Annotated in this window: 13 protein-coding genes and 1 other RNA gene; all 14 read left to right on the forward strand. The window is 40.7% G+C overall.

Features of this window, described 5'->3' with window-relative positions; genetic code table 11:
• Window positions 1-293: 293 nt before the first annotated feature.
• The 14 genes from RP262_RS00225 (at window position 294) to dapD (ending at window position 14,018) form a co-directional block, all read left to right on the forward strand.
• Window positions 294-1,586: an adenylosuccinate synthase gene (locus RP262_RS00225; RefSeq protein ID WP_002899212.1), complete on the forward strand. Its 1,293-nt coding sequence runs from the start codon at window positions 294-296 to the stop codon at window positions 1,584-1,586.
• A 243-nt stretch (window positions 1,587-1,829) separates the two neighbouring features.
• Window positions 1,830-2,300 (forward strand): tRNA adenosine(34) deaminase TadA, encoded by a 471-nt coding sequence (tadA, locus tag RP262_RS00230; protein WP_311153911.1) that lies wholly within the window; start codon window positions 1,830-1,832, stop codon window positions 2,298-2,300.
• A gap of 34 nt (window positions 2,301-2,334) precedes the next feature.
• Window positions 2,335-2,420, forward strand: an RNA gene (ffs, locus tag RP262_RS00235) — signal recognition particle sRNA small type.
• Window positions 2,421-2,996: 576 nt separating this feature from the next.
• On the forward strand, window positions 2,997-4,346 hold the full coding sequence (locus RP262_RS00240; protein ID WP_002917809.1) for a glucose-6-phosphate isomerase: 1,350 nt from the start codon (window positions 2,997-2,999) through the stop codon (window positions 4,344-4,346).
• Between the two features lie 184 nt (window positions 4,347-4,530).
• Window positions 4,531-5,331: an SDR family oxidoreductase gene (locus tag RP262_RS00245; RefSeq protein ID WP_002902100.1), complete on the forward strand. Its 801-nt coding sequence runs from the start codon at window positions 4,531-4,533 to the stop codon at window positions 5,329-5,331.
• Window positions 5,332-5,393: 62 nt separating this feature from the next.
• Window positions 5,394-7,220, forward strand: coding sequence for a PRD domain-containing protein (locus tag RP262_RS00250; protein WP_311153982.1), 1,827 nt, complete (start codon window positions 5,394-5,396; stop codon window positions 7,218-7,220).
• Window positions 7,220-7,717 carry a transcriptional regulator GutM gene (locus RP262_RS00255; protein WP_002893984.1) on the forward strand — a complete coding sequence of 166 codons (498 nt, stop codon included), beginning with the start codon at window positions 7,220-7,222 and terminating at the stop codon, window positions 7,715-7,717. Before RP262_RS00250 ends, RP262_RS00255 begins: the two co-directional genes overlap by 1 nt.
• Window positions 7,714-8,256, forward strand: a complete 543-nt coding sequence (locus tag RP262_RS00260) for a PTS glucitol/sorbitol transporter subunit IIC (RefSeq protein ID WP_002893982.1) — start codon at window positions 7,714-7,716, stop codon at window positions 8,254-8,256. The genes RP262_RS00255 and RP262_RS00260 overlap by 4 nt, the downstream gene beginning before the upstream one ends.
• Before the next feature lie 16 nt (window positions 8,257-8,272).
• A complete protein-coding gene (locus RP262_RS00265; protein WP_009660130.1) occupies window positions 8,273-9,253 on the forward strand; it encodes a PTS glucitol/sorbitol transporter subunit IIB in 981 nt (326 codons plus the stop codon).
• Window positions 9,254-9,352: 99 nt separating this feature from the next.
• On the forward strand, window positions 9,353-9,733 hold the full coding sequence (locus tag RP262_RS00270) for a PTS glucitol/sorbitol transporter subunit IIA (protein WP_125352450.1): 381 nt from the start codon (window positions 9,353-9,355) through the stop codon (window positions 9,731-9,733).
• 322 nt (window positions 9,734-10,055) lie between these two features.
• Window positions 10,056-10,913: a hypothetical protein gene (locus RP262_RS00275; protein WP_311153912.1), complete on the forward strand. Its 858-nt coding sequence runs from the start codon at window positions 10,056-10,058 to the stop codon at window positions 10,911-10,913.
• A 79-nt stretch (window positions 10,914-10,992) separates the two neighbouring features.
• Window positions 10,993-11,928 (forward strand): hypothetical protein, encoded by a 936-nt coding sequence (locus RP262_RS00280; protein WP_311153913.1) that lies wholly within the window; start codon window positions 10,993-10,995, stop codon window positions 11,926-11,928.
• A 30-nt stretch (window positions 11,929-11,958) separates the two neighbouring features.
• Window positions 11,959-12,972: a hypothetical protein gene (locus tag RP262_RS00285; RefSeq protein ID WP_311153914.1), complete on the forward strand. Its 1,014-nt coding sequence runs from the start codon at window positions 11,959-11,961 to the stop codon at window positions 12,970-12,972.
• Between the two features lie 347 nt (window positions 12,973-13,319).
• Complete coding sequence (dapD, locus tag RP262_RS00290) at window positions 13,320-14,018, forward strand: 2,3,4,5-tetrahydropyridine-2,6-dicarboxylate N-acetyltransferase (RefSeq protein WP_002905478.1); 699 nt, start codon at window positions 13,320-13,322, stop codon at window positions 14,016-14,018.
• Window positions 14,019-14,062 lie beyond the last annotated feature (44 nt).

Consider the following 14,062-nt stretch of genomic DNA (forward strand, 5'->3'; position numbering starts at 1 on the left):
TCACCGTCCTATGGTAGTAATTTTAGTCTATTACAAACGGAAAAAGAAAACAAATTTCCGCTACGATTTTAAAAAAATTCCGAACTTTTATTTTTAATAAACTGCTAAATTTCAGAAAATACAGATTTTGTGAAAATTTAATTCGTTTTCAAAAGGAAAAAAGCAAATCAAGAATGGATCCCATCTTGAAAAATTGTTAAATTTTTCATATAATGAGGTATAAAACATAATCGCAGGTGAGATTCCTGCCTGCTTTTCAAGAAAGGAAGAGCTGCTTCAGCTCAGACAAAATTATGACATCAGTAGTTGTTGTAGGAACCCAGTGGGGAGATGAAGGAAAAGGGAAGATTACAGATTTCCTTTCAGCCAATGCCGAAGTGATTGCCCGCTATCAGGGTGGTGACAATGCCGGACACACTATCGTGATTGACGGCAAGAAGTACAAGCTGCACCTGATTCCGTCAGGGATTTTCTTTCCAGAAAAAATCTCTGTCATTGGAAATGGAATGGTGGTCAATCCCAAATCTCTGGTCAAAGAATTGAACTACCTGCATGAAGAGGGTGTGACGACGGATAACCTTCGTATCTCTGATCGAGCGCATGTCATCTTGCCTTACCATATCGAGCTGGATCGTCTGCAGGAAGAAGCAAAAGGTGACAATAAAATCGGGACGACAATCAAGGGAATCGGTCCTGCCTATATGGACAAGGCTGCCCGTGTCGGTATCCGCATCGCTGACCTTTTGGATAAAGATATTTTCAGAGAGCGCTTGGAGCGGAATTTAGCTGAGAAAAACCGCCTCTTTGAGAAATTGTACGATAGTACAGCAATCAGCTTTGATGATATTTTTGAAGAATACTATGAATATGGACAGCAAATCAAGCAGTATGTGACCGATACCTCTGTTATCCTCAACGATGCGCTGGATCAAGGCAAGCGAGTGCTCTTTGAAGGAGCTCAAGGGGTTATGCTGGATATTGACCAAGGGACTTATCCATTTGTAACTTCTTCTAATCCAGTTGCAGGGGGAGTCACCATCGGTTCCGGTGTTGGTCCGAGCAAAATTGACAAGGTAGTCGGTGTCTGCAAGGCCTACACCAGTCGGGTCGGAGATGGACCATTCCCAACAGAGCTTTTCGATGAAGTTGGTGACCGCATTCGTGATATCGGCCACGAATATGGCACTACCACTGGCCGTCCGCGTCGGGTAGGCTGGTTTGACTCTGTTGTCATGCGCCATAGCCGCCGTGTGTCAGGGATTACCAATCTTTCGCTTAACTCCATCGATGTTTTGAGCGGTCTGGATACAGTGAAAATTTGTGTAGCCTATGACTTGGATGGTCAGCGAATTGATCATTACCCAGCTAGTCTGGAACAGCTCAAGCGCTGCAAGCCGATTTACGAAGAGCTACCAGGCTGGTCAGAGGATATCACCGGTGTCCGCAGTCTGGAAGACTTGCCAGAAAATGCCCGCAACTATGTTCGCCGAGTGAGTGAGTTGGTTGGTGTTCGTATTTCTACCTTCTCGGTCGGTCCTGGCCGCGAGCAGACCAATATCTTGGAAAGCGTTTGGTCTAATTTATAAAAGAGTCAGCACAAGGAAATTGTTTCTTGTGCTTTTTTGTAGGAAAATTTCATATTAAGACTCATTTAAGATATATATTTTATACTAACAGCATAAACAAAGACCTCCTAACTTTGTTTAAAAATCCTAAACTTTTTCATAATAATCTCCTGAAAGTCACCCCAGTGGTGGCTTTTACTTTTTCTGAGAAGTACGGCAGGCTTGTGGTATAATGGAATAGACGACTACATATTTAGAAAGACAATGATGGATTATACGATTGAAGAAAAAGAAGCATTTATGCGGGAAGCTTTAAAGGAGGCGGAGATTGCCCTAGCTCATGATGAAATTCCTATCGGCTGTGTTTTGGTTAAAGAGGGGAAGATTATCGGCCGCGGTCACAATTCACGGGAGGAGCTGCAAAGGGCTGTTATGCATGCGGAGATTATGGCTATCGAAGAGGCGAATCGGCACGAAAATAGCTGGCGCTTGCTGGATACAACGCTTTTTGTAACCATTGAGCCCTGTGTCATGTGCAGCGGAGCAATCGGTCTAGCGCGCATTCCTCACGTTGTCTATGGAGCAGCAAATCAAAAGTTTGGAGCAGCTGGCAGCCTCTATGATATTTTGACAGATGAGCGTCTTAACCACCGTGTAGAGGTGGAGACTGGCGTTCTCCAAGAAGAGTGCGCTCAAATCATGCAGGAATTTTTCAGACAGAGAAGGAAAAAATAAAATTAGCCAAAATCAAAAGTTTGTGTTATACTAATTAATGGAGCAACAGTTTTGCGTGAAGCGGGTCAGGGGAGGAATCCAGCAGCCCTAAGCGAAGTAAGCTGTGTGCTCTTTTTCTATGCCTCTTAACGAATCAACTCTGAAGGAGGAAGATGAGTTTAGAGGCATTGACGTAGTTTGAGCAAAGCGAGAACTAGGTTCCAATGTTGAATGAAACAAGCCTGAAAGGCGCAGATGAATCTTAGAGCAATGGATGCAGTTTTTCCCATAAGGGAAAAATTTGTAAACCATATAAAGTCTTTTAGTGAATCAAGTCCAAAAGACGCAGAAGAACTTAGGTACATTGACGCAGTTTAAGCGAAGCGAAAACTAGGTTCCAATGTTGAATCAGTTAAGCCTGAAAGGCGCAGATGAATATTGGAGCAGTGAATCTAGTTTGAACGGACCTGAAATGAATTCAGCTGATATTCAATCTTAAGAAGCGTATTGGCTTTCTTGTGAATCAAAATTATTCTTCTCAATAGGGTTAAAATTTGCTGACTTACGCAAACGATTGCTTTCAGTTATATCCTAGGATTAGCTTATTTAGAAAAATAGTATAGAATAAAAAATGTAAACGTTTTAAAATAGTAAAAGCACTTGCTTATTTTTTCTTAAAGCGTTATCATAAAAGAAAAGAACAATTGGAGGATAAACATGACACATATTAAATTTGACTATTCAAAGGTACTGGATAAGTTTGTAGCACCACATGAATTAGATTATATGCAGCCTCAAGTGACTGCAGCAGATAATGCTCTACGAAACGGAACAGGTCCTGGAGCAGAAATGACAGGCTGGTTGAATTTGCCTGAAGAATATGATAAAGATGAATTTGCTCGTATTCAAAAGGCGGCTGCTAAAATCCAATCTGATAGTGAAGTGTTAATCGTCATCGGTATTGGAGGATCTTATTTAGGGGCACGTGCAGCTATTGATTTCTTGAATAATTCATTTGTAAACTTGCAAAGCAAAGAAGAACGCAAGGCACCTCAGATCCTCTATGCTGGAAATTCTATCTCTTCAAGCTATTTGGCTGATTTGGTAGACTATGTATCAGACAAGGATTTCTCTGTCAACGTTATTTCTAAGTCAGGAACAACTACAGAGCCTGCTATTGCTTTCCGTGTCTTCAAAGAACTCTTGGTTAAGAAGTATGGTCAGGAAGAAGCAAATAAACGGATTTATGCAACTACAGACCGCGCTAAAGGTGCAGTTAAGGTTGAAGCAGATGCTAATGGCTGGGATACTTTTGTAGTGCCTGATAGTGTTGGTGGTCGTTTTACAGTATTGACAGCAGTGGGACTCTTGCCAATCGCAGCTGCAGGGGCTGATATCAGCAAGTTGATGGAAGGAGCAAATGCTGCTCGCAAGGCTTATGCTTCTGATAAGTTGGCTGAAAATGAAGCATATCAATATGCAGTTGTACGCAATATCTTGTACCGTAAAGGTTATTTGACAGAAGTTCTAGCTAACTACGAACCATCTTTGCAATACTTCTCAGAATGGTGGAAGCAACTGGCTGGTGAGTCAGAAGGTAAAGACCAAAAAGGTATCTACCCAACTTCAGCCAACTTCTCAACAGACCTGCACTCTTTGGGGCAATTTATTCAAGAAGGAACTCGTATCCTCTTTGAAACAGTTATTCGTGTAGATAAGCCTCGCAAAAATGTGTTGATTCCTGAATTAGCAGAAGATTTGGATGGCCTTGGCTATCTGCAAGGAAAAGATGTTGACTTTGTCAATAAGAAAGCAACAGATGGAGTGCTGTTAGCTCACACAGACGGCGGAGTGCCAAATATGTTTGTGACCCTGCCTGAGCAAGATGAGTTCACTTTGGGCTATACTATTTACTTCTTTGAGTTAGCTATTGCTCTTTCTGGCTACCTGAATGGTATCAATCCATTTGACCAGCCAGGAGTTGAGGCTTATAAGAAAAACATGTTTGCTCTTCTTGGGAAACCAGGCTTTGAAGAGCTGGGGGCTGAGTTGAATGCACGTCTTTGATTCTCATATGCTTTGAGTTCATTTAGAATATAAAAAGATCCACAAGTTCATTTCTTGTGGATTTTTTAGTACAAGCCTCTTAATTAGTTTATTATTTTTTTGAACAGTGTAAAAAAGAGTGTCTTAATTCTTTTATGGAAGCGCTGTATAATTGCCTTGTAAATAAAATTTGAGAGGTATCAAAATGAATGATTGGTTAGACATTAAAGGCAAAACAGTTCTTGTGACGGGTGCGTCATCTGGGATCGGTAAGGCAATCGTCGAAGAATTGTTGGAATTAGGAGTCAATGTAGCGAATTTTGATCTTAGCGACAACGATTTGCGTCACCCGAACCTATTATTTGTAAAAGTTGATGTAACTTCTCGCTCTGAAGTAGAAGAGGGTGTTGCCAAAATAGTGGAAAGATTTGGCAATATTGATGCGGTAGTCAATAATGCGGGGATTAATGTCCCTAGATTATTAATCGATGCAGAAAATCCTAAAGGTCCTTACGAGTTGGACGATGAGACGTTCGAAAAAGTAACAATGATTAATCAAAAAGGTTTGTATCTGGTTAGTCAGGCAGTAGGACGTATTTTAGTGAAAAATGGAAAAGGTGTAATTGTGAACATGGCTTCAGAAGCAGGCTTGGAAGGTTCTGAAGGACAAAGTGCCTATGCTGCAACGAAAGCGGCAGTCTATAGTTACACTCGTTCATGGGCGAAAGAGCTTGGTAAACATGGTGTACGTGTGGTTGGAATTGCTCCAGGAATTATGGAAGCTACGGGTCTTCGAACTCTTTCTTACGAGGAAGCTCTTGCTTATACCCGTGGAAAGACGGTAGAAGATATTCGAGCTGGTTATGCTTCAACTTCAACGACTCCATTGGGACGGAGTGGGAAACTACGGGAAGTAGCTGATCTTGTAGCGTTCTATATTTCAGACCGTTCTAGCTATATAACAGGTGTCACTACAAATATTGCCGGAGGTAAAACTCGCGGTTAAAACAATGAAGGTAGGGAAGAGAGTTGACCTTAGTAAATCGGTGGTATAATATTTTAGATAAAATGGTCTCGCAGCCAACTTATTCCTTGTTAGATATGCGCTCAGAACTGGATATTAGCTTGCAAACCTTGCAAAAGAGTATCCAACAATTAAATGATGTTTTGGCTCCTAATATCCAGATTATCGCACAAGATGATCAGTTAATGTTAGAAGTGTATGACTATACAGAGTTGGAAAGGATTTTATCTGGTAGTTTAAAACAGGAGAGTGACTTCAATTCTTCCAGTAAAAGAATTGCCTATTTGCTAAAACGTTTAATTGAGTCAACCTCCCCTCTTCTTATTGACGACTTGGCTGAGGAAGTAGGTGTTAGTAGAAGTACCCTTAATAAGGATTTAAAACAAGTAAAATCTTTGGCAGAGAGTTACTCTATCACTATTTCAGGAAAGCCCAACCGTGGGCTGGAGGTCTTGGGGAGCGAGCTGAATTTGCGCTTGCTATATATTCACCAAGTGGCTCCTTACTTTGAAGGAAGGACACTCACTGAGGCAACATCTTCTTTTCTGGAGACGCTAGTTCAGGACTATAAAATCCCTAAAGAAACACAGGAACTCCTTCGAAAGACCATTTCAATTATGGTGGAGCGTATTCATACATCTAGAGTGTTGAATTGTCCTATTCCTTACTATAGGAATGATTTAACAGAGACACCTTTAGCTGAGAAATTAATCTATCATATTGAAATGACTTATAAGATTTCCCTCAGTCAGTTTGAGATAGACTTTTTGTGTTTTCCGTTTAATGTCCGTTTTATTGACACTTTAAGCAAGACATCTTATCAATCTGAACAGCTTGCAAAGATTTTTCAAGGGATTGTCAAGAAAGTCAAAGAAACAATGTTGGTTCACTTTGATGATGAAGAATTATTTGAAGAAATCAAATCTCATCTAGGCCCCTTAATCAATCGACTGATTTTCCATGTGCAAGCTAATGATATATTTCATGGCGAGGTTCAAACTCAATATCCTTTTGCTTTTGAAATGGCAAAAATAGCTGGAGAAGAACTATCTGCAATTTTTGGTTCTGAATTGGAATTATCTGAAATTGGATATCTGGCTTTGTATTTTGAAATGATTTTAAGAAAGCAAAATTCTGCTGTTAAGGGTTCTCGCAAGCAGATAGCTGTAGTTTGCACAACAGGAAGAGGAACTGCTGCGATGATTATTCAGCAACTCAGACGAGTCCTTGGAAATGATGTAGACATTACTCAGTATTCCGAAGAGGATTTTAATGTGGATTTAAATCAGGACTATTTCGCGATTTTTACGACAGTTCCTCTAAAATATAAAGATTCTAAATCTCCAGTCATTCAAGTTAATCATCTTTTTGATGATCAATGGCTGCAGGAAGAATGGCAGAGGGCCAATGCTTTTCATCAAAAAAATCTAGAAACAGTCAGCTTACGTTTTCTTCGGTTGAGCCCCCAAAAAACCTATCAGCAATACTTGCTAAATATGGTTGCAGAGTTAGAGAAACTTCAGATGATTGATGAAGGTTTTAGAAATCGGATAATTGATAGGGAGAAAAAGCAATCAACCATTTTTGGTGGAGGAATTGCCTTCCCCCATACAATTAACCAGGGTTATGCAAAGACTATTTTAATGTTTGGAAAACTAGAAGAGCCTTATCAAAAAGGAGATGAATGGATTGAATTTATCTTTCTAGTCGCCATACCCTCAGAAATCGAAAGAAAAATGGAAAGTGAATTGCTGGAATTGTATGACGACATTTTTCGAATTGCAGGAGAGCCTTCTCTAAAAGAAGCATTGAGGGCTGTAGAAACAGAGATAGAGTTTCTATCATTTTCTAAGAGCAAAGGAGTATTTTAATGAATTCGCTAATAATTTTCGCTGTATTTGTCATGGCAGCTTATATATTTCAAATGTTCCTCGGCTGGCAGCAACTCAAAGACTTCAATAAGACCTATACGATGCTCCGAAAACTGGGGCGCGTAGCGATTGGCAGGAAGTCCGGAAGAATAAAATCCGGTACGATTGTCATGTTCGCGGTTGATGAAAACGGTCGGGTTCTTAAAGCTAGCAAAATGCAAGGAGTCACAATCTTAGCGCGTTTTCAAAATATGGACGATTATGTTGGAGAAGACATCCATTATTTTGACAAGTATAATCCTCTTGTGAGAAAAGAAAATAAGTTGATGCAATCAGCCATAGAAGATGCTAGAAAAGTCTATCTTTGGCATGAGGCAGGTATTGAGAAAGAGACAAGTTCATCTGATTCTTTTCTGGGATTCGGCTTTTATGCGAATTACTTACAATTATCTATTAAACAGTTATTTAAAAAAAATAAGAAAAGGAGTTCCTTATGAATCACATTACAAAATTTGCAGAGAGTTTTATGAAACTCTTCCAATTAGGTGGAGAAACCTTTATTAGCTGGATGACAAATATTGTACCGCTTGTCTTAATGCTATTGATTGCAATGAATACCCTTATCGCTTTCTTGGGAGAAGAAAAGGTCAATTCCTTGGCTAAGATTTCTGCCAAAAATCCTGTTAGCCGTTATATGATTTTACCTTTCATTTCAGCCTTTATGCTGGGGAATCCGATGGCGATCAGTATGGGACGCTTCTTGCCAGAATATTATAAACCTAGTTTTGTAGCAGCTCAGATGCAGTTCTGCCATACTTCAAATGGTGTATTCCCACATATCAATCCTGGGGAATTGTTTGTATGGATGGGAATTGCGACAGGAATTCAAACTTTAGGTTTAAGTCAGATGGACCTGGCAATCCGTTACATGCTTGTAGGAATTATCATGAACTTTGTTGGTGGATGGGTAACAGATTTTACGACTGCCTATGTTGCAAAACAGCAAGGTGTTACCTTGAGTAAAACATTTGATTGATAGAAAGAGTGAAATTATGTCATATAAGAGTATAAAAGTTGTTAAAGGAAATGGTGGTTTCGGAGGCCCTTTGGTCATTACACCTAGTGAGGCTAAGCATAAATTTATCTATATCACTGGCGGCGGAGAAAAGCCAGATATTGTAGATAAAATTGCTGATTTGACCGGTATGGAAGCTGTTAACGGGTTTAAAACTTCTATCCCTGATGAGGAAATTGCTTTAGCGATCGTGGATTGCGGCGGTACTCTTCGCTGCGGTATTTATCCTAAAAAGGGGATCCCTACAATCAATATTGTCGCTACAGGGAAAAGTGGCCCTCTAGCACAATATATCACCGAGGAAATCTATGTGTCAGCAGTTGGCCTTAATCAAATTTCTGCTGCTAATGAAGACGAAAAAGCGACAACTGTGGTAACTGAAAAGCCAACTTACGATACTAGTAAAAAAATTACAGAGCAAAAAGCTGAAACAAGTATTGTAGCACGAATTGGGATGGGGGCTGGTAAAGTCGTTGCAACCTTCAACCAGGCTGCTCGTGAAGCCATCCAAACAATGCTCAACACAATCATTCCTTTCATGGCCTTTGTTTCCTTGCTGATTGGGGTTATTCAAGGTTCAGGTGTTGGAAATTGGCTGGCAAAATTAATGGTTCCCCTAGCGGGGAACATCTGGGGACTCATTTTGATTGGCTTTATCTGTTCCTTGCCATTCCTATCTCCTTTGTTAGGCCCCGGAGCTGTTATCAGTCAGATTATCGGAACCTTAATTGGAGTCGAAATCGGAAAAGGGAATATTCCGCCCCAAATGGCTCTACCAGCTATATTTGCTATCAACACTCAAAACGGTTGTGATTTCATTCCTGTAGCACTCGGTCTATCTGAAGCCAAGTCTGAAACAGTTGAGGTTGGTGTCCCTTCTGTGCTTTATTCACGCTTTCTCAATGGTGTTCCGCGGGTGCTAGTAGCTTGGATAGCTAGTATTGGCCTTTATCAGTAAACCTTATGATAGATGCACGTAAACATAGCAACTATTATGTTAAACTTATCTATAAGCATAAGTTTATGACAGATTTGAGAAAGGATGAATCGGAATTAGATGAAGAAAATTTTTGAAGCTAAAGTAATTCAAGTGGGGCCTGAAGCTCAGAATATGATTCAAGATGCCAATATGCTCATTTTATTTGGAGAAGAAGCTCCGGAAGACTTAGCAGAGTATTGTTTTAAAATCGATAACAAAAATCTTCTAGGTGCAATACTAGAAGGTGGAAAGCTGGTCGTAGATAGTCAGGAATATTCGATTACTGCCGTAGGAAATGTAGTAGAAAAAAATTTAACTGGACTGGGCCATATCACTATTTCTTTTGATGGTTCAAAAGAGGGGAGCCTGCCGGGCACTCTCCATGTTGCAGCAGACCAAGCAGTAGTAATTGAAAAGGGCTCTACCATTCAGATTTTTGAAGTAGCTCAAGTAGGATAAAATATCTAAATAAGAATACTAGAAAAATAAGAGTCTAAAAACTTGATTCAGAGCCTGGGCAAAAGTCCAGGCTTTTGGGTCTAAATTAGAAAAAATAGATGACGCAGTGGTTGATTGGCATCTTCCTTCGCTTTTTAAGCCCCAAAGATTGCCTGATCAACTGTGCGGGGGTGGGAAGACGAACTTTTTAACTTGTTTGAAGTTCTTTCCCACTCCCTTTTTGATTGGAAGAATAATTTATGTTATAATATTGTAAAATTTGTCATTATTTTTCAATGTTTTCGCAATATGACAAATCAATAAAATTTATAAGGAGAAAACCATGTCAGATAAAGATGGACAAGGTAAAGTGCAAGGGGCTTGGCAAGAAAATCAACCTAGCCAGCCAATGCAAGGGAATTTCCAGCAGATTCAGCCGCAAGGATTGCCTGATAAGAAGGGCAATATCGGAAAAGTCATAGGACTTTCAATTTTTGCTCTCATAATTGGTCTTTTGATTGGTAGCGGTTCAGCTTATTTTATCGGCAAGCAGGCGCAGACAAATAAGGATATGCAAAGGATTAAACGCTTAAGTAAGGCTCAGGAGGAAGCCAAAGAAAATGGCGACAGTTTTACTACAGACGGGCAGTCGGTTCAGTTTAATTGGACTTTGAAAGACTTGGGACGGTTGAGCTATACAAATGATGAGGGATTAGGTCTGACGGCTGATCAAATCGTTGAAACTTATGGCTTGGCTAGTTCAGCAGAATATGATCGTAATCGTCTGTTACTCCGATGGGGCCCTTCTGTCAGGGACAAGGAGCAAAATATTTCTTTTCAATTTGATAAAGTTGACCAGAACTACTATCTGAGACAAGTGGTAGTTGGAGATTCTTTTAAAGAATATAGAAAAGGGAAGGAAACGACAGATTGGAGCGTATTATCTCCCAAAGACCTTGAACGTTTGAAAGAAGGAGACAAGGAAACGGGTGAAGGAGGAACAGCTTTATCAGAGGTCCTGAAGAAGCATCCTGTTCCGTCAGAAATTGTCATCGCAACCGAGCGTGACGTAGATAATAAGATTATCTCCAACCGTCTGATTGCTGAGGTGACTTATAAAACAGAAGATAGTTATAACTATCTTCTGTTTGTAGGCCAGCCAGATGGAAATTTCTTATATATAAAGTCAGAGGAAATGTAAGTTTTTAGTTATTTAGTTTATCTTTTGTGACTGATTGATTTCAAAGCATTTCGTTATTAAAAGAGAACTGATAAGACTATTGAAAATAAACAAGAAAGAGGAAAGAAGATTGACAGAACAGCAAACACAGCATTCTTTTGAGCCTTCAAGGAATGCTCAGTCGCAAGAGAAATTCCCGCATCATTTTCAACCTCAGCAAGGCCATGTTTCAAGTCCGCAGGGACCAACCCCACCTTTGGCCAAGAATAAATCTTGGAAAGGAATCCTGATAGGCGGAGCCTTGCTCTCTCTTGGTCTTGGACTAATCGGAGGGGGAATCTGGGGCTATAGAATGGGAGTAGCGGAGGTCATCAAAGGGGAATATCCTGTGCTACATCCTTTAGCAGATGCTGGGGGATCAAAGAGGGATCAATCAGACCGCTACATTGATCCCGATACTACTGAGTTCAAGTGGGATATTGATAGTTTGTCAGAGTTACGGTTCAATACTATTCAGACAGATATGAATGGTACTTCTGTGGAAGATATTCTTGATAAATATGGCAAGGCTTTAAAAGAAGAGATCTCTCGTGACAGCCTTGATTTAGAGTGGGGAACGCTTCAAGATTCTGATGATGAGGAAGACGGTCCAATTTATTATACAGATCAAACTGCTTCTCTGGATTTTGAGAAGAAAAAAGATGGTTTCTATTTGAATAGCCTTCATATCTATAATATTCGCTTTGAAGGAAGCAAACATAATGCTGAGGACGAAGCGATGGCGACTGATTACTTTGAAAAATTGAAAAAAGGCGATGCAAAGACTGGTAAGGATGGCATTTCCTATAAGGAAGTTTTTAAGGAATATGGCAGTCCGCGAAGTATCTCTATTCGTGTAGATGAAGATTTTAGTGAGGATACTAGTCAAACCATTATGGAGGCGGCTTATAACGCTCCTAATGATGGTACTTATAGGTTGTTCTTCGTTCAGCAGGAGGACGGAAACTATCTTTTGTCCACTACTGCCAATAAATAAAATAGAACTCAAATAATAAAAGGAGAAACGATGTCAGAACAAAATAAACCGCAGGAACAATCTTTAGAAGGATTGGCTCCGTATCCACAGCAAGTCCAGTCATCAGACTCAGGACAATTTGTAGCTAACTCAACAGAGGGGCAGTCTCTCCCAACAGAAGGAGACAGTCCTGAAATGATGAATCCTAATCAAGATTTTGGTGTTCAGCAACCAATTTTTGATGCTCCTCAACAACAGATGCCTCAGCAGGATAATTGGGGAAATCCCGCTTTTCAAGGAGCAATTCCTCAGGGATTTAATCCAGCTGGTCAGAACTTTGCCGGACCACAGCAAGCTACAAACTTCGCTGGCCAGCTAAGTCCAGAGCCAAAGAAAAATAGTACGGGCAAGCTGATAGGATTTTTAGGAATAGGTCTGGCAGCGGGACTATTGTTAGGAGGTCTTGGCGGCTATTTCCTAAATGATTTTATGGGTGGGGGAAATGTGCCAAGTCTGTCTCGAAAGGGACATCAAAGCGATGTTGCTTCTTTTGTGGCTCCGTCAAAAGAGGATGTATATGAGTGGGAAGTGAAAGACCTTGAAAAGCTGAGCATTGTTAGTGCGGATGATGAAGGATTGAGCCCAGAACAAGTAGTCAAAGATTTTGGCTTGGCCAGCAGTGTGACGTTTCAGGAAGAAGGGCTCTCATTGTCTTGGTTACCTGACTCTAGTTATACCACTCTGACCTTTATGAAACACGAGGATGGCAGCTACCATCTTCAGGGTATGAGTATTATGCCCGGCAGTGATGATTATAATCAAAAGGTATCTAGCCAGATTACAGAGAACTTAAAGACGGGTGACGCGGAAACAGGCGAGGGCGGTTCTTCCTTTAAAGAAGTAATCAAGGAATACCCAGAATATCAACATATCTCAGTTTATGGGGATGGTGAATCAGAGCCGAAGATGCTTGTAAACTATGAAACCTCTTCAAATAAGGAGATAACTTTGACTTTTATCCGTCAGGAAAATGGACAGTATCTATTGAGTAATCTTTCTAAATAGAATAAATGAATAGGAGTTCTTGTCTTACAAGCTAGAAACTCTGAACGGTACGCAAAAGATCAAACTGACCATTGATGCCAACAGTGGTCAGTTTGAACGAAAGAATTAAATAATATCGTTGGTATATAGTTTGGAATTGCTTTGTTGGGCACGAACGAGAGTTCGTGCCTTTTTGCAATCCGTATCTCATGTAGAGAATTTTATAGGAGTTTTGCAATCCCTTTTTTTGTGTTATAATATTGTCTAATCAAGCTTCTTGGTTTACTTCAATTGTTCTTCAAGTTGTTGCAGATTGAGGAGATAAATAAACTAAAAGGCTAAACTATTCACGAATCGAGGGAAGAATCATGTCTGCTACTAAAATGAACGCTCAAGAAATTATCAAATTTATCGCTGATGCCAAGAAAAAAACTCCGGTCAAGGTGACCTTTGATGGAGAATTGCACGGTTCGATTCCTTGGTCTGTTGTGAAGTTAGGCAATGTTCTTTTTGGAGACTGGGAAGAAATTAAGCCGCTCCTAGCGAACTTAGAGGAGAATAAGACCTATGTCGTAGAGCAGGATGCCCGCAACTCAGCGGTGCCGCTTTTGGACAAGCGCGATATCAATGCCCGTATTGAGCCGGGCGCTATTATCCGTGACCAAGTCGAAATTGGCGACAATGCTGTCATCATGATGGGGGCGGTTATCAATATCGGTGCGGAGATTGGTGCTGGGACCATGATTGATATGGGTGCTATTCTGGGCGGCCGAGCGATTGTCGGCAAAAACAGTCATGTTGGTGCTGGTGCGGTTCTGGCGGGAGTCATTGAGCCTGCTAGTGCTGAGCCAGTTCGGGTTGGAGACAATGTGCTGATTGGTGCCAATGCGGTTGTGATTGAAGGTGTACAAATTGGCAGTGGTTCCGTTGTTGCGGCCGGTGCGATTGTGACCCAGGATGTTCCGGAAAACGTAGTGGTTGCTGGTGTTCCGGCACGAGTTATCAAGACCATTGACGAGAAGACCCAGCAGAAGACAGCTCTGGAAGATGCTCTGCGTACTCTTTAAAAATGGCATAAAGATGAATTGATTGGGCCTAGCCCAAAACTTTG

It is taken from the genome of uncultured Streptococcus sp., assembly GCF_963456385.1.
GTDB lineage: Bacteria > Bacillota > Bacilli > Lactobacillales > Streptococcaceae > Streptococcus.

What these genes read in the sequence shown, in the direction of transcription:
- RP262_RS00225 (WP_002899212.1), top strand. Translation starts at nt 294, where the DNA reads ATGACATCAGTAGTTGTTGTAGGAACCCAGTGGGGAGATGAAGGAAAA.
- tadA (WP_311153911.1), top strand. Translation starts at nt 1,830, where the DNA reads ATGATGGATTATACGATTGAAGAAAAAGAAGCATTTATGCGGGAAGCT.
- RP262_RS00240 (WP_002917809.1), top strand. Translation starts at nt 2,997, where the DNA reads ATGACACATATTAAATTTGACTATTCAAAGGTACTGGATAAGTTTGTA.
- RP262_RS00245 (WP_002902100.1), top strand. Translation starts at nt 4,531, where the DNA reads ATGAATGATTGGTTAGACATTAAAGGCAAAACAGTTCTTGTGACGGGT.
- RP262_RS00250 (WP_311153982.1), top strand. Translation starts at nt 5,394, where the DNA reads ATGGTCTCGCAGCCAACTTATTCCTTGTTAGATATGCGCTCAGAACTG.
- RP262_RS00255 (WP_002893984.1), top strand. Translation starts at nt 7,220, where the DNA reads ATGAATTCGCTAATAATTTTCGCTGTATTTGTCATGGCAGCTTATATA.
- RP262_RS00260 (WP_002893982.1), top strand. Translation starts at nt 7,714, where the DNA reads ATGAATCACATTACAAAATTTGCAGAGAGTTTTATGAAACTCTTCCAA.
- RP262_RS00265 (WP_009660130.1), top strand. Translation starts at nt 8,273, where the DNA reads ATGTCATATAAGAGTATAAAAGTTGTTAAAGGAAATGGTGGTTTCGGA.
- RP262_RS00270 (WP_125352450.1), top strand. Translation starts at nt 9,353, where the DNA reads ATGAAGAAAATTTTTGAAGCTAAAGTAATTCAAGTGGGGCCTGAAGCT.
- RP262_RS00275 (WP_311153912.1), top strand. Translation starts at nt 10,056, where the DNA reads ATGTCAGATAAAGATGGACAAGGTAAAGTGCAAGGGGCTTGGCAAGAA.
- RP262_RS00285 (WP_311153914.1), top strand. Translation starts at nt 11,959, where the DNA reads ATGTCAGAACAAAATAAACCGCAGGAACAATCTTTAGAAGGATTGGCT.
- dapD (WP_002905478.1), top strand. Translation starts at nt 13,320, where the DNA reads ATGTCTGCTACTAAAATGAACGCTCAAGAAATTATCAAATTTATCGCT.